19 protein-coding genes are annotated in these 20406 nt (G+C 73.5%); 13 read left to right on the plus strand and 6 right to left on the minus strand.

Annotation, left to right across the window (positions count from 1 at the left end; genetic code table 11):
• Positions 1-19: 19 nt before the first annotated feature.
• From hybA (IPO09_12655) to hypB, 10 genes are all read left to right on the plus strand, one after another.
• Positions 20-925, plus strand: coding sequence for a hydrogenase 2 operon protein HybA (gene hybA, locus IPO09_12655; GenBank protein MBK9518174.1), 906 nt, complete (start codon positions 20-22; stop codon positions 923-925).
• Positions 926-2185: a Ni/Fe-hydrogenase cytochrome b subunit gene (hybB, locus tag IPO09_12660; GenBank protein MBK9518175.1), complete on the plus strand. Its 1260-nt coding sequence runs from the start codon at positions 926-928 to the stop codon at positions 2183-2185. It abuts the gene before it with no gap.
• A gap of 18 nt (positions 2186-2203) precedes the next feature.
• Positions 2204-3922, plus strand: coding sequence for a nickel-dependent hydrogenase large subunit (locus tag IPO09_12665; protein ID MBK9518176.1), 1719 nt, complete (start codon positions 2204-2206; stop codon positions 3920-3922).
• Between the two features lie 88 nt (positions 3923-4010).
• A complete protein-coding gene (locus IPO09_12670; protein MBK9518177.1) occupies positions 4011-4544 on the plus strand; it encodes a hydrogenase maturation protease in 534 nt (177 codons plus the stop codon).
• A 118-nt stretch (positions 4545-4662) separates the two neighbouring features.
• Positions 4663-6927, plus strand: coding sequence for a carbamoyltransferase HypF (gene hypF / locus IPO09_12675; protein MBK9518178.1), 2265 nt, complete (start codon positions 4663-4665; stop codon positions 6925-6927).
• Between the two features lie 26 nt (positions 6928-6953).
• A complete protein-coding gene (locus IPO09_12680; GenBank protein ID MBK9518179.1) occupies positions 6954-7244 on the plus strand; it encodes a HypC/HybG/HupF family hydrogenase formation chaperone in 291 nt (96 codons plus the stop codon).
• 4 nt (positions 7245-7248) lie between these two features.
• Positions 7249-8409 carry a hydrogenase formation protein HypD gene (hypD, locus tag IPO09_12685; GenBank protein MBK9518180.1) on the plus strand — a complete coding sequence of 387 codons (1161 nt, stop codon included), beginning with the start codon at positions 7249-7251 and terminating at the stop codon, positions 8407-8409.
• Between the two features lie 14 nt (positions 8410-8423).
• Positions 8424-9446: a hydrogenase expression/formation protein HypE gene (hypE, locus tag IPO09_12690; GenBank protein MBK9518181.1), complete on the plus strand. Its 1023-nt coding sequence runs from the start codon at positions 8424-8426 to the stop codon at positions 9444-9446.
• Positions 9447-9488: 42 nt separating this feature from the next.
• Positions 9489-9833, plus strand: a complete 345-nt coding sequence (locus IPO09_12695) for a hydrogenase maturation nickel metallochaperone HypA (GenBank protein MBK9518182.1) — start codon at positions 9489-9491, stop codon at positions 9831-9833.
• Positions 9833-10618, plus strand: a complete 786-nt coding sequence (hypB, locus tag IPO09_12700) for a hydrogenase nickel incorporation protein HypB (protein MBK9518183.1) — start codon at positions 9833-9835, stop codon at positions 10616-10618. The genes IPO09_12695 and hypB overlap by 1 nt, the downstream gene beginning before the upstream one ends.
• A gap of 24 nt (positions 10619-10642) precedes the next feature.
• On the opposite strand, the gene IPO09_12705 is transcribed toward hypB, so the two are convergent.
• Positions 10643-11596 (minus strand): MerR family transcriptional regulator, encoded by a 954-nt coding sequence (locus IPO09_12705; GenBank protein ID MBK9518184.1) that lies wholly within the window; start codon positions 11594-11596, stop codon positions 10643-10645.
• Positions 11597-11917: 321 nt separating this feature from the next.
• Between IPO09_12705 and hybA (IPO09_12710) the strand changes: the two genes are divergently transcribed.
• On the plus strand, positions 11918-12808 hold the full coding sequence (hybA, locus tag IPO09_12710) for a hydrogenase 2 operon protein HybA (GenBank protein ID MBK9518185.1): 891 nt from the start codon (positions 11918-11920) through the stop codon (positions 12806-12808).
• A gap of 76 nt (positions 12809-12884) precedes the next feature.
• Here the strand turns inward: hybA (IPO09_12710) and IPO09_12715 are convergent, their stop codons facing one another.
• The 4 genes from IPO09_12715 to IPO09_12730 are packed head-to-tail and all read right to left on the minus strand — an operon-like array spanning position 12885 to position 16533.
• A complete protein-coding gene (locus tag IPO09_12715; protein MBK9518186.1) occupies positions 12885-14060 on the minus strand; it encodes a DUF2088 domain-containing protein in 1176 nt (391 codons plus the stop codon).
• A complete protein-coding gene (locus IPO09_12720) occupies positions 14057-14869 on the minus strand; it encodes a 1-acyl-sn-glycerol-3-phosphate acyltransferase (GenBank protein ID MBK9518187.1) in 813 nt (270 codons plus the stop codon). The genes IPO09_12715 and IPO09_12720 overlap by 4 nt, the downstream gene beginning before the upstream one ends.
• Before the next feature lie 9 nt (positions 14870-14878).
• Positions 14879-16279: an amidase gene (locus IPO09_12725; protein MBK9518188.1), complete on the minus strand. Its 1401-nt coding sequence runs from the start codon at positions 16277-16279 to the stop codon at positions 14879-14881.
• Positions 16280-16281: 2 nt separating this feature from the next.
• Positions 16282-16533: a hypothetical protein gene (locus IPO09_12730; GenBank protein MBK9518189.1), complete on the minus strand. Its 252-nt coding sequence runs from the start codon at positions 16531-16533 to the stop codon at positions 16282-16284.
• 106 nt (positions 16534-16639) lie between these two features.
• On the opposite strand from IPO09_12730, the gene IPO09_12735 reads away from it, so the two are divergent.
• Together IPO09_12735 and IPO09_12740 are read left to right on the plus strand one after the other, a co-directional pair.
• The gene (locus IPO09_12735; protein ID MBK9518190.1) at positions 16640-17116 is read left to right on the plus strand and encodes a C_GCAxxG_C_C family protein; all 477 of its coding nucleotides are present in this window, start codon (positions 16640-16642) and stop codon (positions 17114-17116) included.
• A gap of 317 nt (positions 17117-17433) precedes the next feature.
• Positions 17434-19746 carry an NADP-dependent malic enzyme gene (locus tag IPO09_12740; protein ID MBK9518191.1) on the plus strand — a complete coding sequence of 771 codons (2313 nt, stop codon included), beginning with the start codon at positions 17434-17436 and terminating at the stop codon, positions 19744-19746.
• Between the two features lie 164 nt (positions 19747-19910).
• On the opposite strand, the gene IPO09_12745 is transcribed toward IPO09_12740, so the two are convergent.
• The gene (locus IPO09_12745; protein ID MBK9518192.1) at positions 19911-20294 is read right to left on the minus strand and encodes a DUF302 domain-containing protein; all 384 of its coding nucleotides are present in this window, start codon (positions 20292-20294) and stop codon (positions 19911-19913) included.
• Between the last annotated feature and the right edge of the window lie 112 nt (positions 20295-20406).

The following is a 20406-nucleotide window of genomic DNA, read 5'->3' on the forward strand; positions in this document are numbered from 1 at the left end:
CCCTTCCAGGAGCAATCGCATGAAGATCTCACGCCGCAACGTGCTGAAGGGCCTCGCCACCGCCGGCGTCGCCGCGACCGCCGCCTCCCTGCCGGTCGCCGCCGACGCCCGCGAGGGCTACCAGGTCCAGGCCGACGACGTCGGCATGCTCTTCGACTCCACCCTCTGCGTCGGCTGCCGCGCTTGCCAGACCGCCTGCAAGGTCCGCAACAAGCTCGTCACCGACACCCGCGAGACCCAGGGCGGCGTCTACGACGCCCCCCTCGACCTCAACGGCAACACCAAGAACGTCATCAAGATCGCCCAGGACGGCTCCGCCACCACCTACATGAAGATGCAGTGCATGCACTGCGTCGACCCCGCCTGCATCTCCGTCTGCATGGCCGGGGCGCTCCACAAGGTCGCCGGCGGCATCACCGCCTACAACGCCGCCACCTGCGTCGGCTGCCGCTACTGCCAGATCGGCTGCCCCTTCAACGTCCCCAAGTACGAGTGGCAGAAGTCCCTCCCCATCGCCGAGGACCCCAAGATCGTCAAGTGCGAGCTCTGCCGCCACGACCAGCGCGGGCCCGCCTGCTGCGAGGTCTGCCCTCGCGGCGCCGTCATCTACGGCAAGCGCGCCGACCTCCTCAAGGAGGCCCAGCGCAGGGTCAAGGCCTCTCCCGGCAAGTACGCCGAGGACCGCGTCTACGGCGAGATCGACGGCGGCGGCACCAACGTCTTCTACCTCTCCCCTGCCGACGTCTCCTTCAAGGCCCTCGGCCTCCCCACCCTCCCCAGGGAGCCCCTCCCGGCCCTCTCCGAGAACGTCCAGCACACCACCTACACCCTCGGCATCGCCCCCATCGCCCTCTTCACCGCCCTCACCGTCGTCCAGCTCAGGAACCGCGGCAAGGGCGAGCAGGGCCACAAGGAGGAGAAGTAGATGGCCGCCCACGTGCACGAGAGGCCCCTCGGGGGGGCCATCCTCACCCCCGCGTTCAAGTTCCTCCTGGCGCTGTGCGGCGTCTGGGTGCTGCTGGTGCTGGTCCGCCTGGTCTGGGGGCTCAACGGCCCCTTCGGCTACGACACGCTGCTGGGCGTCTCGGCCCAGAGCGACGGCTACGCCTGGGGCATCTGGAAGCCGCTCAACGTGGTGACCTTCACCGGCATCTCGGCCGGCGCGTTCGCCATCGGGCTGCTCACCTACGGCTTCAACAAGGGTGAGTACCACCCGCTGGTCCGCTCGGCCGTCATGGCCGGCGCCATGGGCTACACCCTGGGCGGCACGTCGATCATGATCGACCTGGGCCGCTACTGGAACCTGTGGGTCATCTTCGTGCCGTCCTGGCTCAACTGGAACTCGGTGCTGCTGGAGATCGCGCTCTGCGTGCTCGCCTACACCCTGGTCCTGTGGGTCGAGGTGGCGCCCAGCATCCTGGAGAAGCTGCAGGCCTCCGCCACCCCCGCCACCGCGGCGCGGGCCAAGGGGATCCTGGGCGGCCTGAAGAAGGTGATGCCGTTCGTCATCTCGCTGGCCATCCTGCTGCCCACCATGCACCAGTCCTCGCTGGGCGGCCTCTTCATGGTGGCCCACACCAAGACCCACCCGTACTGGCACACCGGCTGGCTGCCGGCGCTGTTCCTCATGACCTGCCTGACCATGGGGTTCGGCGCGGTGGTGGTCATCGAGAACCTCACCACCATCGCCTGGGGCAAGAAGCTGGACCAGGCGCTGCTGGCGCGGGTCTCGGTGGTGCCGGCCTACATCCTGGTGGCCTACATCGTCATCCGCGTGGCCGACGTCTTCTGGCGCTTCCGCGACCCGGTGATCCTGGCGCGCTTCGAGTCGATGGGCTCCCCGCTCTTCTACGGGGCCTTCTTCCTGCTGGAGCTGGTCCTGTTCGGGGTGGCCGCCGCCATGCTGTTCAACAGGAAGCTGCGCGAGAACCGCGGCACCCTCTTCGGGGCCGGGCTGCTCCTGCTCTTCAGCGGCGCCCTCTACCGGTTCGACACGTACCTCGTGGCCTACCAGCCCGGGGCGGGCTGGAAGTACTTCCCGACGCCGCTGGAGATCCTCTTCTCCATCACGCTGGCGGCCATCGGCGTCACGGTCTACGTGCTCTTCGTCAAGCTCTTCCCCATCCTGAGTGGCGTCGAGGCGACGACCGCTCCCGGCGGCCAGAAGTCCGCCGCCAGCCACTAACCAGCGAGAGGTCCTTCAATGAGCCAGCGCATCACCATCGACCCCATCACCCGCATCGAGGGTCACCTCCGCATCGACCTCGAGGTCGACGGCGGCCGGATCTCCAAGGCCTACTCGTCGGGCACCATGTGGCGCGGCATCGAGGTCATCCTGCAGGGCCGTGACCCGCGCGACGCCTGGGTGTTCACCCAGCGCATCTGCGGCGTCTGCACCACCGTGCACGCCATCGCCTCGGTGCGCTCGGTCGAGAGCGCCCTGGGCCTGGAGATCCCGCTCAACGCCCAGCTGATCCGCAACATCATCATCTCGGCGCACGCCCAGCACGATCACATCGTCCACTTCTACCACCTGTCCGCGCTGGACTGGGTCGACGTGGTCTCCGCGCTCAAGGCCGATCCGGCCAAGACCGCCGCCCTGGCCGCCAGCATCTCCAACTGGCCGGGCAACTCGGTGCAGGCGCTCACCGCGGTGAAGGAGAAGCTGGCCGGCTTCGTCAAGGCCGGGCAGCTGGGCCCCTTCGCCAACGGCTACTGGGGCCACCCGGCCATGAAGCTCTCGCCCGAGGTGAACCTGCTGGCGGTGGCGCACTACCTCCAGGCGCTCGACGTGCAGCGCAAGGCCAACCAGGTGGTGGCCATCCTGGGCTCCAAGACGCCCAACATCCAGAACCTGGCGGTGGGCGGCGTCGCCAACGCCATCAACCTGGACAACCCGGCCACCCTCAACATGGAGCGGCTGTACCGGGTCAAGAGCCTGCTCGACGAAATCCAGGCCTTCACCACCCAGGTCTACCTGCCCGACGTGGCGGCGGTGGCCGGCTTCTACCCGGACTGGTTCAAGTACGGCGCCGGCGTCACCAACTACCTGGCCGTGCCGGACATGCCGCTGGACGCCAAGGCCACCAAGTTCGACCTGCCCGGCGGCATCATCATGGCCGGCGCCAAGGACCTGGAGAAGGTCACCGGCTGGGGCAAGGACCAGGCCTTCATCGGCAAGGTCACCGAGGGCGTGGCCCGCAGCTACTACGAGGGCAAGGAGGCCCGCCACCCGTGGAAGGGCGAGACCAAGCCCAACTACACCGGTGACTGGAAGTTCGAGACCGAGGCGCCCGAGAAGTACAGCTGGGTCAAGTCGCCCCGCCTCGACGGCAAGCCGGTGCAGGTGGGCCCGCTGGCCCAGGTGCTGGTCGGCTTCCTGACCGGCCACGAGCTGACGGTGAAGTACGTCACCGCCGCCATCAAGACCGTCAAGGCCATCCACGGCATCGACGTCACCCCGGCCATGCTGCACTCCACGCTGGGCCGCCACGCGGCCCGGGCCATCCGCTGCGCCATGATGGGCGAGCTCTCGCTCAAGCACTGGGGGCTGCTGGCCGAGAACATCGGCAAGGGCGACACGGCCATCTTCAACGCGCCGGTCTTCCCCAAGGGCACCATCGAGGGCGTCGGCCTGCACGAGGCGCCGCGCGGCACCCTGTCCCACTGGTGCGTCATCGAGGACGGCAAGCTCAAGAACTACCAGTGCGTGGTGCCGTCCACCTGGAACGCCGGCCCGCGCGACGCGGACGGCGTGGCCGGCCCGTACGAGGCCTGCCTGGTGGGCAACCCCATCGCCGACCCCAAGCTGCCGCTCGAGGCGCTGCGCACCATCCACTCGTTCGACCCGTGCCTGGCCTGCGCCATCCACACCCACGACGCCGACGGCAACGAGGTCAGCCAGGTGAAGGTGGGGGCGTAAGCCACCAGCTGGCGTAGGATCCGGATCCCGCCACCTTCGCCGGTGGCGGGGTCTTCCATTTTCCGGGTGGGGTCGAAGGAGGTCGCGCGTGGCTCGCATCACCGTCATCGGCATCGGCAACGTCCTGGAGGGCGACGACGCCCTGGGCCCCACCGTGGTGCGGCTCTTCGAGGCCGCCTACACCGTCCCCGAGGACGTCAGCGTGGTGGACGGCGGGACCCCCGGCCTGGACCTGACGGCCTACATGGCCGAGCTGGAGGCGCTGGTGGTGGTGGACGCCATGAAGCTCAAGGGCGGCGCCCCCGGCCAGCTCAAGGTGCTCGACAAGCCCGGCATCCTGGACCGCGGCCCCATCATCGCCATGAGCCCGCACGAGCCCGGGCTGCGCGAGTCGATCATGCACGCCGAGTTCCAGGGCGTGGCGCCGAGGGTGGTCAAGCTCATCGGCGTGGTGGCCGGCTCCATCGACTTCGGCTGCCGCCTCACCCCCGAGGTGCGGGCGGCCCTGCCGGCCGCGGTGGAGCAGGTGCGGCTGGAGCTCCTGGCGCTGGGCGTGCCGGTGGCGCCGCGGGTGCCGCCGCTCGAGGCCGACCTGTGGTGGGAGAAGCCGCAGCACACCTAGCGGGACCAACCGGCCGGCCCCCGCGCGGGCCGGGGCCGCGGACGGAAGCAGGAGCGCAGGTGGTGGAGCGACCGTGGTGACCGAGAGCGGCCCGGGCGGGTCCGGCGAGGGCCGGCGCCTGGTGGTGACCGGCACCGTGCAGGGGGTGGGCTTCCGCCCCTTCGTCTACCGGCTGGCGCACGCGCTGCGGCTCTCCGGCCGGGTCCGCAACGACGCCGGCGGCGTCACCGTGGAGGCCTTCGGCCCGGCCGCCGCGCTCGACGAGCTGGCGCGGCGGCTGCGCGCCGAGCACCCGCCGGCGGCGGTGGTGGAGACTTTGCTGGCCACCCCCCTGCCCTTCGAGCCGGCCTGCGCCGGCTTCCGGATCGTGGCCAGCGGCCAGGCCGAGGAGCGGCGGGTGGCGCTGCCGCCGGACCTGGCCACCTGCCCGGCCTGCGCCGCCGAGGTGGCCGACCCGGCCGACCGGCGGCACCGCTACGCCTTCACCAACTGCACCGACTGCGGGCCGCGCTTCACCATCGCGCTCGGCGTGCCCTACGACCGCCCCGCCACCACCATGGCCGGCTTCACCATGTGCCCGGCCTGCGCCGCCGAGTACGCCGACCCGCTCGACCGCCGCTTCCACGCCCAGCCCAACGCCTGCCCGGCCTGCGGGCCGCGCCTCACCCTCACCGACGCCGCCGGGGTCCCGCTGCCGGGCGACCCGCTCTCGCTGGCCGCGGCGGCGCTGGCCGCCGGCCGGATCGTGGCGGTGAAGGGGATCGGCGGCTTCCACCTGTGCTGCGACGCCACCTCGGGCGCCGCGGTGCGGACGCTGCGGGTCCGCAAGCGGCGCGAGGAGAAGCCGCTGGCGGTGATGGTGCGGGACCTGGCCGCCGCCGCCGCGCTGGCCGAGCCCACCGCGGCCGAGGCGGCCCTGCTCGGCTCGGTGGAGCGCCCCATCGTGCTGTGCCGCCGCCGGCCCGGGGCCGCGCTGGCCGCCGAGGTGGCGCCGGACGGCCCGCTGGTGGGGCTGATGCTCCCCTACGCGCCGCTGCACCACCTGCTGCTGGCCGAGGCCGGCGTGCCGCTGGTGATGACCAGCGGCAACCTCTCCGAGGAGCCCATCGCCTTCGAGGACGCCGAGGCGCTGCGGCGGCTGGGCGGGCTGGCCGACCTGTTCCTGCTGCACGACCGGCCCATCGCCTCGCGCTGCGACGACTCGGTGGTCCGGGTGGTGGGCGGCCGGCCCCTGGTGATGCGGCGGGCCCGCGGCTTCGTGCCCCGCCCGGTGCGCGCCGCCCGGCGCTTCCGGGCCCGGGTGCTGGCGGCCGGCGCCCAGCTCAAGAACACCTTCTGCCTGGCGCGCGGCGACGAGGCCACGCTGGGGCCGCACGTGGGCGACCTGGACGACCTCGAGACCTACGCGGCCTACGAGGCGGCGGTGGCCCGGCTGGAGGCCTTCCTGGACCTGCGCCCGGAGGTGCTGGCCTGCGACCTCCACCCGCTCTACCCCTCCACCCGCTACGCCCGGGCGCGCGCCGCCGCCGAGGGGCTGCCGCTGGTGGAGGTGCAGCACCACCACGCCCACGCCGCCAGCGCCCTGCTGGAGCACGGGCTCACCGGCCCGGTGCTGGCGCTCTGCTGGGACGGGGTCGGGCTGGGCAGCGACGGCGCGGCCTGGGGCGGCGAGCTCCTGCTGGCCGAGGCGGCGGGCTTCGAGCGGCTGGCCACCCTGCGGCCGCTGGCGCTGGCCGGCGGCGACCAGGCGGTGCGCCAGCCGTGGCGCCTGGCGCTGGCGGCCCTGCTCGACGCCTTCGACGGCGCGCCGCCGCTGGAGCGGCTCCCGCTCTTCCGGCAGGTGCCGGCCGCCGAGCTGGAGGTGGTGCGGCGCATGCTGCGGGGCGGCGTGGCCAGCCCGCTGGCCCACGGCGTGGGGCGGGCCTTCGACGCCGCCGGGGCGCTGGCGCTGGGGCGCGCCCTGGCCCGCCACGAGGGCCAGGTGGCGCTGGCCCTGGACGGCGCGGCCGACCCGGCCGAAGCGGGCGCTTACCCCGTCGAGCTCTCCCGCGCCGGCCCGCTCACCTCGCTGGACCTCCGGCCGCTGTGGCGCGCCCTGACCGCCGACCTGCTGGCCGGCGCGCACCCTGGGGCCGTCTCGGCCCGCTTCCACGCCGGGCTCTGCGCCGGGGGGGCGGCGCTGGTGCGCGACGCCGCCGCCCGGCTGGGGCGGCTGCCGGTGGTGCTCACCGGCGGCTGCTTCCAGAACGCCCGGCTGGCCGAGGGGATCACCCGCGAGCTTTCGCCGGCTTTCGCGGTATACACCCACTCCCAAGTGCCCCCCGGCGACGGGGGGCTCGCGCTGGGGCAGGCGCTGGTGGCCGACGCGGTCACGGCGCGCTGACCGGTGCAGCAGGAAGGAGCCGCAGCATGTGCCTCGGAGTTCCCGGCAAGGTCCTGGCCATCGAGGGCCTCAGCGCCACCGTCGACTTCTTCGGCGTCAAGAAGGAGCTGCGGCTCGACATCGTGGACGAGCCGGTGGCGGTGGGCGACTACGTGCTCAACCACGTGGGCTTCGCCATCCGCCGCATCCCGCCCGACGAGGTGCAGGAGACGCTGGCGCTCTTCGAGCAGATCCTCGACGTGACCGGCGCCCGCCAGGACCTCATGGCCATGGACGTGCAGGGCGAGATCGCCGCCGGCGCCAAGGCCAAGGCCTGAGGCCATGGCGAAGGACCTCACCCAGGAGCTGAAGTTCCGCGACCCGGCCAAGGCGCGGGCCCTGGCCGCCGCCATGCAGCGGAACCTCGACGCCCTGGGGCGCGAGGTGTCGGTGATGCACGTGTGCGGCAGCCACGAGCAGGCCATCGCCCGCTTCGGCCTGCGGGCCGTGCTGCCGCCGCAGCTCAAGCTGATCATGGGCCCCGGCTGCCCGGTCTGCGTCACCGACGGCCCCGAGGTGGACGAGGCGGTGGCGCTGGCCCAGGGCGGCGCCCACGTCTGCACCTACGGCGACATGCTGCGCCTGCCCGGCACCTCCCGCAGCCTGGCCGACGCCCAGGCCGACGGCGCCCGGGTGCACGTGGTCTACTCGGTGGCCCAGGCGGTGGACGTGGCCCGCGCCCACCCGGCCGACCAGGTGGTCTTCATGGCCTCCGGCTTCGAGACCACCGCGGTGGCCACCGCCGCCATCGCCCTGACCGACCTGCCGCGCAACTTCTCCATCCTGTCGGTGCACAAGTACGTGCCGGCCGCCATGGAGGTGGTGTCCCGCTCGAAGGAGTCGAACATCGAGGGGTTCATCGCCGCCGGCCACGCCGCCATCATCACCGGCTCGGCCATCTTCGAGCCCTTCGCGGCCCGCACCGGCTCGCCGGTGGTGGTGGCCGGCTTCGAGCCGCTCGACATCCTGGCGGCCATCGTCAAGCTGACCGAGCTGATCCTGGAGCGGCGGCCGGAGGTCTTCAACGCCTACCCGCGCTGCGTCACCCGGGCCGGCAACCTGCCGGCCCAGAAGGTGCTCTGGAGGGTCTTCGAGCCGCGCGCCGGGAAGTGGCGGGGCATCGCCGAGGTGCCCGACGGCAACCTCGACCTGCGGCCGGAGTTCGCCAGGCTGGACGCCCGGCAGCGGCTCGGCCTCAGCCTGGACACCAGCGCGGTGCGCGACGAGGCGGCCGCCGGCCTGGAGCGCGAGTGCATCTGCGGGCCCATCATGATGGGCCTGGCCTCGCCGCACGACTGCGCCCTCTTCGGCAAGGCCTGCGTGCCCGAGGCGCCGGTGGGCGCCTGCATGGTCTCCTCCGAGGGGACCTGCCGCATCTGGCACACCTACGGCGGCGCCCCCGACCTGCGGCAGGTGGAAGGCCGCCCCGCCGGCCAGGGCTAGGAGCGAGACCAGGCATGGAGAAGCCCGTTCAGAAGATCGGCCTGAAGCACGGCTCGGGTGGGCGCGCCATGCGCCAGCTCATCGAGGACGTCTTCCTGGAGCTGGCCTCGCCGGTGGACGGCGTCGGCCTGAGCGCCCTCGACGACGGGGCCGCCATCCGGGTGGGCGACCAGTGGCTGGTCATCACCACCGACTCGCACGTGGTCCACCCCATCGTCTTCCCGGGCGGCGACATCGGGCGCCTCAGCGTCTCCGGCACGGTCAACGACCTGGCCATGATGGGCGCCACCGAGCCGCTGGCGCTGACCTGCGCCGTCATCCTGGAGGAGGGCTTCCCGCGGGCCGACCTGGAGCGCATCCGCGACTCGCTCAAGGCCACCGCGCTGGAGGCCGGCGCGCCGTTCGTCACCGGCGACACCAAGGTGATGGGCAAGGGCGAGCTGGACGGCATCGTCCTCAACACCACCGGCGTGGCGCTGACCAGGCGGGTGGTGACCGACGCCGGCCTGCGGCCCGGCGACCTGCTCATCGTCACCGGCCAGGTGGGCGACCACGGCATGGCCATCATGGCGAAGCGCCACGACCTGGGCCTGCAGGGCGACCTGCGCTCCGACGTGGCGCCCATCAACGGCCTGATCCGCGCCGCGCTGGCGGCCGGCGGCGACGACGTGGTGGCCATGAAGGACCCGACCCGCGGCGGCGTCTCCGGCTCGCTGCACGAGATGGCCGCCAAGGGCCGGGTGGGCATCGTCCTCACCGAGCAGGCCGTGCCGGTGCGCGACGAGGTGCGGGCCGCCTGCGACATGCTGGGCATCGACCCCCTGCTGGTGGCCAACGAGGGCAAGGCGGTCATCGGCGTGCGCGCCGCCTCGGCGCAGAAGGTGCTGGCGGCGCTCAGGGCCCACCCGCTGGGCCGCGACGCCGCCGTCTTCGCCCACGCCATGGCCGAGCGGCCCGGCGCGGTCATCCTCGACACCGGCCTGGGCCGGCGCCTCCTCTCCGAGCCGGAGGGGGAGCTGCTGCCGCGGATCTGCTGATGCCCCGCCCCGCCCCGCCCCCGCGCCCCCTGGTGACCCGCCGTGCATGAGTACTCGCTGGTGGAGGCGCTCATCTCGCGCGTCGAGGCCGAGGCCCGGCGGCGCCAGGCGCTGGGGGTGCACGGCCTGTCGGTGCGCATCGGCGAGCTGGCCGGGGTGGACCCGGAGCTCTTCCAGACCGCCTACGACACCTTCCGCGCCGGCACCCTGTGCGCCGCGGCCCCGCTGACCCTGCGCTTCGTGCCGGCCAGCTGGAGCTGCCCGCGCTGCGCCACCCCCATCCCGCGCGGCGAGGTGCTGCGCTGCCAGGCCTGCCAGGAGCCGGCCCGGCTGGACGAGGGCTCCGACGCCCTCACCCTCGACGGCATCGACCTGGAGGTCCCCTGATGTGCACGACCTGTGGCTGCGGCGACTCCGAGCTGGTCCCGGTGGAGCTGCACGAGAAGATCCTGGCCGGCAACGACCGCGCCGCCCGGCACAACCGCGAGCACTTCCTGGAGGCGGGGGTGCTGGCCCTCAACCTGATGGGCTCGCCCGGCGCCGGCAAGACCGCGGTGCTGGAGGCCACCGCCCGCGCCGCCGCCGGCAAGGGCTGGCGGCTGGGCGCGGTCTCGGCCGACCTGGCCACCGACAACGACGCCGTGCGGCTCGAGAAGGCCGGCATCCCCTCCAAGGCCATCACCACCGGGCAGGCCTGCCACCTGGACGCCGAGCTGGTGCACCGCTCGCTGCACGGGGTGGCCTGGCAGAAGACCGACGTCTTCTTCATCGAGAACGTGGGCAACCTGGTCTGCCCGGCCATCTACGACCTGGGGCAGGCCGCCAACGTGGTGGTCCTCTCGGTGACCGAGGGCGAGGACAAGCCGCTCAAGTACCCCACCATGTTCCTGGCCGCCGACCTGGTGCTGATCTCGAAGTGCGACCTCATCCCGCACCTCGACTTCGACATGGCCTCGCTGGAGGACGCGCTGGCCCGGGTCATGCCGAGGCCCCAGGTGCTGAAGGTCTCGGCCCGCACCGGCGAGGGGATGGACGCCTGGGTGGCCTGGCTGGCGGCCAGGCGGCTGGAGCACGGCCTGGTCGGCAAGGTGGCCGGGCTGGCGGCCCACGTCCACCCGGCGGCCCAGCCGCACGGCCACGGACACGGCCCGGGCGGCCACTCCCACGGCTAGCGGGCGCCGCGGCGGGCCGGGCGGTCAGGCGGTCGGGCGGGCCTCGGCGGGGCGCTGCAGCTCGCGCCCCTTGAGCCGGCCGAGGTGCTGCTCGTAGGCGTCCAGGTCGGCCAGCATGAGCGCGCGCGTGCCGGCCAGCGCCGCGCCCGCCCCGCCGACCCCGGCCCCGCCGACCCAGCACTCGGTGGCCGCCGGCAGCCCGCGCACGATGTCGGCCAGCGCCTGGTGGACCGTGGCCCGGGCCGACTCCTCGGCGCCGGTGAAGCCGAGCACCACCGCCCGCGGCCCGACCCGGCGGGCCGCGTTGACCACGTCGGCCGAGGGCACCGAGGCGCCCAGGTAGAAGGTGGCGAAGCCGCTGCCGCTGGCCACCAGCGCGGCCACCAGCGTGCCGAGCTCGTGCGTCTCGCCCGCCGGCGTGGCCAGCATGAGCCGCGGGGCGTTGTCCGGCACGGCGTGCAGGCGGGCCAGCGCGCCGATCAGGCTGCGCAGCTCGGCGGTCACCAGGTGCTCCTGCGCCACCGTGTAGCGCCCCTCGTGCCAGCCCTCCCCGACCAGCGTGAGGAGCGGCAGCGCCACGTCGCGCGCCAGGGTGCGCGCCGGCAGGATGGCCGCCAGCCGGCTCAGCTCCCGCCGCAGCGCCGGGGCGTCGAAGCGCTCCACCGCCCCCTGCAGGACCGAGAGATCGGAGGGGCCGGTCGGGACGGGGCCGTCGTAGGGCACCGAGTCGGGGCCGCGGCTCAGCAGGGCGCGCAGCTCGTCGGTGGTGAGCGCCGCCACGCGCCCGATGGCGTGGCCCTGGTCCACCGCCTGCCGGAGCAGCTTGAGCCGCTCGACGTCGGCCTCCGAGTAGAGCCGGCCGCGCTCGTCGCGCTCGGGCTCCACCACCGCGTAGCGGCGCTCCCAGGCCCGGAGGGTGTCCACCGAGACGCCGGTCAGCTTGGACACGGCGCGGATCGGGTAGCGAAGGGGCTTCATTCGGTGGTCTCCCTGGCGGCGGTGCCCGTATGGGGCAGACTGGAATATGTCCAACCCACATCATGGACGCAAGCTAGACATCGACTGATCCGGCTGGATTCTGCCGAGGATGCCCTGGACGCAGGAGCTCCGTCCGGCGCTGGACCGCCTCCGCGCCGCAGGAGGTGCATCAAACGTTTTTTGACCCAGGTCAAGACGCAACGACTGCGGGTACCAGGTCAGAATTGTCCGTGTTCTCGTGGGCCTGAGATCTGCATCTGGATCTGGGTCAAGCCGCGCCACCGTCCTTGGACCCGGTCGATCGCACCAGGAGCAGCCACCATGACCATCTCCCGTCGAGACGTGCTGAAGGGCCTCGCCACCGCCGGCGTCGCCGCGACCGCCGCCTCCCTGCCGGTCGCCGCCGACGCCCGCGAGGGCTACCAGGTCCAGGCCGACGACGTCGGCATGCTCTTCGACTCCACCCTCTGCGTCGGCTGCCGCGCTTGCCAGACCGCCTGCAAGGTCCGCAACAAGCTCGTCACCGACACCCGCGAGACCCAGGGCGGCGTCTACGACGCCCCCCTCGACCTCAACGGCAACACCAAGAACGTCATCAAGATCGCCCAGGACGGCTCCGCCACCACCTACATGAAGATGCAGTGCATGCACTGCGTCGACCCCGCCTGCATCTCCGTCTGCATGGCCGGGGCGCTCCACAAGGTCGCCGGCGGCATCACCGCCTACAACGCCGCCACCTGCGTCGGCTGCCGCTACTGCCAGATCGGCTGCCCCTTCAACGTCCCCAAGTACGAGTGGCAGAAGTCCCTCCCCATCGCCGAGGACCCCAAGATCGTCAAGTGCGAGCTCTGCCGCCACGACCAGCGCGGGCCCGCCTGCTGCGAGGTCTGCCCTCGCGGCGCCGTCATCTACGGCAAGCGCGCCGACCTCCTCAAGGAGGCCCAGCGCAGGGTCAAGGCCTCTCCCGGCAAGTACGCCGAGGACCGCGTCTACGGCGAGATCGACGGCGGCGGCACCAACGTCTTCTACCTCTCCCCTGCCGACGTCTCCTTCAAGGCCCTCGGCCTCCCCACCCTCCCCAGGGAGCCCCTCCCCGCCCTCTCCGAGAACGTCCAGCACACCACCTACACCCTCGGCATCGCCCCCATCGCCCTCTTCACCGCCCTCACCGTCGTCCAGCTCAGGAACCGCGGCAAGGGCGAGCAGAAGTAGCGGCGGGGGCCTCGGTTCACCGCGCCTCACGGGCGCGCAGCGGCACCGGCGGCGGGCGGGGGCGGCGCGGGCCGGCTCAGCCCGGTCGCCGGATCGGCACCAGGTCCCCGGCGTCGGGCATCACCACCACCCGCGCGCCTGGCCCGGTGATGCGGCGCGCCTCGAGCAGCGCCGCCTCCAGCGACGGCGCGTAGGTGGCGTAGCTCCGGGCCACGGTGGCCGGGGGCATCCCCGACACCAGCAGCAGCGTGAAGCGCTCCGGCAGGAAGCGGCGCACGCCCAGCGTGAAGATGGCCTCGTTGACCACCGCCACCGGCCCGATGCCGTCCGGGCACTCGGCGGCCACGATCACCACCCCGCCGTCGCGCAGCAGGAGCCCGGCCGGCGGCACCAGCTTGGACGCCTGGTAGAGGCTGCCCGAGACCGGCAGCGGCGCCGAGACCACGACCACGTCGGCCGGCGCGGCCTCCACCTCCACCCAGGGGCGCAGGCGGCGCACCCCCTCGCGGTGGGCCAGCACCAGGTCCCCGGCCACCGCGCCCAGGATGGCGCCACCCGCCTCCACCACGTTGAGCATGAAGGTGTCGCGCCCCAGCCGGCGCACCGCCTCCTCCAGGTCCTCGCGGCAGGGGTTCTGGTCGGCCCGCCCCAGCGAGGAGGCCCGGTCGGCCTTGAGCAGGTGGTTCTGCCGCACGTCCTCGTGCCACCCCAGCCCGGGGAAGATGCCCTTGCAGCCGCCGCCGTAGCCGGCGAAGTAGTGCGGCTTGATGCGGCCGGTGGTCACCACCACGTCGGCCTCGGCCAGGCAGCGGTTGACCCGCAGGCGCGTGCCGCGCGAGGTCCGGCCCATCTCCACCATGGCGGCGAGGTCGTGGCCGTCGTGGTTGACCAGCCGGTGGCGCGCCAGCACCTGGGGCGGCAGGCCCAGCCCGGCCGGATCGCCGGGCGCGTGGGTCCCGTTGGCGACGGCCAGGGTGATGCGGTCGTCGCCGAGCGCCCCCAGCTCGCGGCGCACGGCGGCGAAGAGCTCGGCCCTGGGCTCGTCGCGCGAGGCGTCGGAGATCACCACCACGGCGCGGGTCCGGGCGGTCACCACCTGGCGCAGCGGGCGGCTGCCCACCGGGTGGTCCAGGGCATCGGCCAGGGCGGCCGGGAGGTCGGCCACCGCCGGCGGCGCGGGCGGCGCCAGCACCTCGGCCACCAGCCCCTCGGGGAGGAGCAGCGGCCGGGCGCCGTACCCGAGCGCGATCACGCCCCCTCCGGCGGCTCCGGCGGCGGCGGCGACGCCGGCGGGGCGCCCGGCTCCGGCTGGGCCACCCTGGCCCGCGAGGCGGGCCCCACCAGCTCGGGCGGCATGGTGGCGGCCATGGCGGCGCGCACCCGCTCGCGCAGCGCCACCGCGTCGCCCTGGGTGAGGCCGACGGTGGAGAAGGGCGGCAGGATGGTGGCCACCGCGTCGCACGGCGCCACCGCCAGCCCGCCCTTCTGCAGCCCCGCCGCGGTGCCGCTGAGCGCCACCGGCAGCACGGGGACGCCGGCCTCGATGGCCAGCCGGAAGGCGCCCGACTTGAAGGGCAGCAGCCGCGCGTCGCGCGAGCGGGTCCCCTCCGGGAAGATCATGACGCTCATGCCGCGGGCCAGGTAGGCCTTGGCCTTGCCGATGGCCTCGCCGCCGCTCTCCGGATCGCCGCGCTTGACCGCGATGTCACCGGTGAGCCGGAGCATCCAGCCGATCCAGGGGATGCGGAAGAGCTCCTCCTTGCCCACCCACTTCATCTCGCGGGGCATGCGCGAGAGCAGCACGATGTCGAGCAGCGACTGGTGGTTGGCCACCACCACGTAGGGGCCGGGGCCGGCCGGCCAGGTCCCCTCCACCCGGAACCTCCAGCCGGGGTAGCAGCGCCCGAAGTTGACCCCCACGCCGCGCAGGAACTGCCCGGGCAGGACCAGGTTGGGGTCGAAGGGTCGGCTCACCAGCCACAGGAGCAGCTGGATGGGCAGGCCGAGCAGCACCAGCAGCGCGGCCACCGTCCAGCCCACGGTCTTCGCGAGGGCGTCCACGCGGGCACCCTACAGCGGCGGCCGGGCCCGGTGGAAGGAGGTCCTGGCCTGCAGCAGCGCCCCGGCCGAGAGCAGGCGGGCCTCCGAGAAGGCCGGCCCGACCAGCTGCAGCGAGCGGGGCAGGCCGGCCTCGAACCCGCAGGGCAGCGCCAGCGCCGGCAGCCCGCCCACCGCGCCGGCCGCGCCGAGCGGATCCGGCACGGCGAAGAGGTCGTCGAAGGTGGCCTCGGCCAGCGGCGGCGCCACCGGCAGGTTGGGCGCCAGCACCAGGTCGAAGCGCTCGAAGAAGCGCGCCAGCGCCCGCACCAGCTCGCCGCGCACCCGGCTGGCCCGCACGTGGTCGGCGGAGCTGGCGCGCGGCCGGTAGTCCTCGGGCCGGCGCCCCTGGTGGCTCGGGTCGGCCAGCTGGCGGGTCAGCCCGGCGCGGATGAGCGGCTCGAAGGCCGCGGCCGCCTCGGCCTCCAGCAGCAGCTCGGCCACCGCCTCCCAGGGGCCGTCGGGCAGCCGGGCCGGGGTCAGGAGCGCCCCCGCCTGGCGCAGGGCCGCGCTGGCCTCCTCCAGCCCGGCCGCCGAGGCGGCGTCGAGCGGCCGCCCCACGTCCTCCAGCAGCGCCACCCGCAGGCCGCGCGGCAGGTCGGCCCGGACGCGCCCCAGCGCCGGCGGGGCCGGCGTCGAGGCCGGGTCGCGCGGGTCCTCGCCGACCAGGGCCTGGAGCACCAGGGCGCAGTCCTCGGCGCTGCGCGCCAGCGGCCCCACCTTGTCGAGCGACCAGGCCACCGGCATCACCCCGGCGCGGGAGACCACGCCGTAGGTGGGGCGCAGCCCGGTCACGCCGCAGAAGGCCGCCGGGCAGGTGATGGAGCCCCAGGTGTCGGTGCCCATGGCGAAGGGGACCAGCCCGGCCGCCACCGCCGCCGCCGAGCCGGAGGAGGAGCCGCCGGCCCAGCGGGACTGGTCCCACGGGTTGCGGCACGGACCGGTGAGCGCGGCGGCGCCGGAGTGGTAGCCCAGGCCGCCCGCCAGCTCGATGAGCGAGAGCTTGCCCACCAGGATGGCCCCGGCCTCGGTCAGCCGGCTCACCACGGTGGCGTCGCGCGCCGCCACCCGGCCGGCCCAGGGGCGCGCCCCGCAGGTGGTGGGCAGGCCCGCCACGTCCACCACGTCCTTCAGGCCGTAGGGGATGCCGTGCAGCGGCCCGCGCCAGGCGCCGCGGGCCAGCTCGGCCTCGGCGGCGCGGGCCTGCTCCAGGGCCCGCTCGGCGGTGAGGGTCACCAGCGCGCCGAGCCGCGGCCCGAGCCGCTGCAGGCGGGCCAGCACGCCCTGCACCAGGTCCACCGGCGAGAGCGCGCCGGCGCGGAGCAGCTCCCCCTGCGCGGCCACGCCGGCCCACAGGACCTCGTCGCCCGGCAGGCTCACCGCCCGCCCCGGCGCGGCGCGGCGGCGCGGAAGACGGCCGCCGGCTCGGCGTCGTCGGGCAGCGGGAAGGCGCGCACCAGCTCGAGCGCGCCCGCGCCCGGCGCGGCGGAGGGGCCGGCGGCGGGCCCGGCGCCCCCGCCCACCCGCGCCCCGGCGCAGCCGGGCGAGAGCGGCAGGAGGGGCCAGAGCGGCGCCAGGGCGGCCAGGCGGAGGAAGGCGCGGCGAGCGGCGGAGGGTGGGCTCGGCATGGATCGGGATGCTAGCGCGGCGGCGCGGACGACACCGCCTTTCCCGTGCGCTCCGCGGCGGGCCAGGTCATCATCGGGAGGTTGACCGGGGACCAGGAGGTAGCTGATGGGCAGGGAGACCGTGGTGGCCGCCATCCGGGAGAAGGCCCGCATCCTCTACGAGGGGAAGCAGGTGCCGCACCGCAGCTGCGGCATGGCGCTGGCCGAGACCTTCGACCTGGAGACCCGCCCCTACCACGCGCTCCGGCGCGGCGGCCTGACCGGCGTGGGCACCTGCGGCGCGGTGCTGGCCGGCCAGCTGGTGCTGGGCGAGCTGTTCGGCGCGCCCGGCGCCACCGCCCCCACCTCGCCGGTGCTGCTGGAGGCCATGCGGCGCTACCAGGCCGAGGTGGCGCGGCGGGTGCCCCTGGGCCCCGGCGGCACCCTGGTCTGCAACGACCTCACCTCGCCCTTCCCCGAGTTCCTCTCCGAGGCGCGGGCCGGGATGTGCACCGGGCTGGCCGCCACGGTGGCCGAGATCGTCGCCGAGATCGTGCTGGACCTGGGCGGGCCGCTGACCGTGACCCCCATCCGCCAGGGTTGAGCGAGGGCGGCGCCTCGCGCCGCTCCGGATGGGCCTGGTCCGGCGGCTGCGTCGCGCGCCTCGCAAGCCTGCGAGGCCGGCGACGCACCCCAGTGGCTGCGACAGACCGGCCCGCAGCCTCACCAGGAGCCCTGTTTGCAGTGATCGGGGAGGGAGACCGCGCCCGGCTGGCCCGGCGTCACGGCCCGTTCCAGTCCACTTATGCAAAAGACGTGCCCTGACTCGCTCGCCCTTGACACCAGGTGTGCGTTGGCGCTTTCCTCCCCGCCTCCCAAAGCGAAGGCATCCAGGTCCCACCCTCACGTCCGAGGCAGCCGATGTCCACCGACTTCACCCCGAAGAAGAACCCCCCGACGGCCCCCGTGCAGAAGAAGATCCGGCGCGAGGACGCGCTCGAGTACCACTCGCGCGGCCGCAAGGGGAAGATCGAGGTCGTCCCCACCAAGCCCTGCATGACCGCCCGCGACCTGTCGCTGGCCTACTCGCCCGGCGTGGCCGAGCCCTGCCTCGAGATCGAGAAGGACGAGGAGAACTCGTACCTCTACACGGCCCGCGGCAACCTGGTGGCGGTGCTCTCCAACGGCACCGCGGTGCTCGGCCTCGGCGACATCGGCGCGGCGGCCGGCAAGCCGGTCATGGAGGGCAAGGGGGTCCTCTTCAAGCGCTTCGCCGACGTCGACGTCTTCGACATCAACGTCAACTGCAAGGACGTGGACCTCCTCTGCAAGATCGTGAAGTCGCTCGAGCCGACCTTCGGGGGCATCAACCTCGAGGACATCAAGGCGCCCGAGTGCTTCGTGGTCGAGGAGCGGCTCAAGAAGGAGATGAACATCCCGGTCTTCCACGACGACCAGCACGGCACCGCCATCATCTCCGGCGCCGCCCTGCTCGGCGCGCTCGACCTGAACGGGAAGAAGATCGACCAGATCAAGGTGGTCGTCTCCGGGGCCGGCGCCTCGGCCATCGCCTGCACCAAGTTCTACCTGGCGCTCGGCGTGAAGGTCGAGAACGTCATCATGGTGGACACCAAGGGCGTGGTCTTCAAGGGCCGCACCGAGGGCATGAACGAGTACAAGGCCCAGTTCGCCAGCGACACCAAGGCGCGCACGCTGCTGGAGGCCTCCCAGGGCGCCGACGTGCTGCTCGGCTGCTCCGTCAAGGGGCAGTTCACGCAGGAGATGGTCAAGGCGATGGCCAAGGACCCCATCGTCTTCGCCCTGGCCAACCCGGATCCCGAGATCACCTACCCGGACGCCAAGGAGGCCCGCGCCGACGTCATCATGGCGACCGGCCGCAGCGACTACCCGAACCAGGTGAACAACGTCCTCGGCTTCCCCTACCTGTTCCGCGGCGCCCTCGACGTGCGGGCCCGGCAGATCACCGAGGAGATGAAGATGGCGGCGGCGCGCGCCCTGGCCGACCTGGCCAAGCAGGACGTGCCCGAGTCGGTCTCGCGCGCCTACGGCGGCGAGAAGTTCCACTTCGGCCGCGAGTACATCATCCCCAAGCCGCTCGACCCGCGCGTGCTGATCTACGTGGCGCCGGCGGTGGCCAAGGCCGCCATGGACGGCGGGGTGGCCCGCGTCAAGATCGACCTGGACGAGTACCGCGAGCGGCTCAAGAAGATGCAGAGCCGGTCGCACCAGGTGATGGGCAACATCATCGAGAAGACCAAGAGCAAGCTCACCAAGATCGTCTTCGCCGAGGGCAACCACCCCAAGATCCTGGCGGCCGCCCAGATCCTGCGCGAGGAGGCCATCTGCGAGCCGGTGCTGCTGGGGCCGGTGGCGCAGATCCGGCAGTCCATCACCGACCTGCGGCTCGAGGCCCTGGAGGGCGTCTCGGTCATCGCCCCCGAGGAGAGCCCGGACTTCGAGCGCTACGTCACCCGCCTCTGGGAGCTGCGGCAGCGCCGCGGCACCACCCACGAGGAGGCCCGCCGCAAGCTCCGCTTCCGCAACTACTTCGGCTCCATGATGGTGGAGCTGGGTGACGCCGACGGCCTGGTGACCGGCCTGACCACCGGCTACGCCGACGCCATCCGCCCGCCGCTGGAGGTGCTGCGCACCCGCGTCGGCAAGCAGGCCGCCGGCGTCTACATCGTGGTCACCAAGAACGACTTCAAGTTCTTCGCCGACTGCACCGTCAACATCGACCCGACCGCCGAGGCCCTGGCCGAGATCGCCATCGCCACCGCCGACCTGGCCCGCTACTTCGACGTCACGCCGCGGGTGGCCATGCTCTCGTACTCCTCCTTCGGCAGCGCCGCCGGCGCCAGCCCCAAGAAGATGCGCGAGGCCACCGAGCTGGTGCGGCAGCGCGCCAAGGACCTGGAGATCGACGGCGAGATCCAGGTGGACATCGCCACCTCCCCGGACGTGCGCAGCGAGGAGTTCCCCTTCTCCTCGCTGAGCGAGGACGCCAACGTCTTCGTCTTCCCCAACCTGGACTCGGCCAACATCGCCTACCAGATGCTGGAGCGGGTGGGCGGCGCCGAGGTCATCGGGCCGGTGCTGCTCGGCATGCACAAGCCGGTCAACGTGCTGCAGATGGGCTGCTCGGTGCAGGCCATCGTGAACCTGGCCGCCATCACCGCCCTGCGCGCGCAGGGCGACCAGTTCACCTTCTAGCGGACCAGGCTCCCCCTCACCGCGACCCTCTCCCCCAGCCAGCTGGGGGAGAGGGGGCAGAGCGTGGTGAGCCTCCCCCCGGTTGCCGGGGTGAGGGCTGCCTGGCGTTCACCCGCGGTCAAGCCCCCTCTCCCCTCCGGGGAGAGGGCCGGGGTGAGGGGGGCTCAGGCCGGGGGCGCCAGCCGCTCCAGCACGGAGCGCAGCCGGGTGCGCAGCTCGGCCGCCACCCCGGCCAGCTCCGGGGTCGAGGCCCCCAGGGTGCGGATGGGATCGACCGCCATCACCACCACCCGGCTGGCCTCGTCCTCGTAGATGGCCACGTTGCACGGCAGGAGCACGCCCACGCCGAGGTCGGCCAGCAGGGCCTGCTGCAGCAGCCTCGGGTCGCAGGCGCCCAGCACCAGGTAGCGGCGGGACTCCGCGCCCAGCTTCTGGCGCAGGTGCTCCTGCACGTCCACCCGGGTCAAGAGCCCGAAGCCCTCGGCCTGCAGCGCCGACTGCACCCGCTCCACCACCAGCTCGAACGAGCCTGGGACCTGCCGCTTCATCCCGATGCCGCTCATCGCCCCCCCGGGGCGCCGCCCGGAGGCGGCGCCGATGTCGACCGCTCCACTCTGCTCCAACGCCGCGTGGAGTTCCACGGTGTACGGGGCCCTGGCG

It is taken from the genome of Anaeromyxobacter sp., assembly GCA_016718565.1.
Taxonomy (GTDB): Bacteria; Myxococcota; Myxococcia; order Myxococcales; family Anaeromyxobacteraceae; genus JADKCZ01.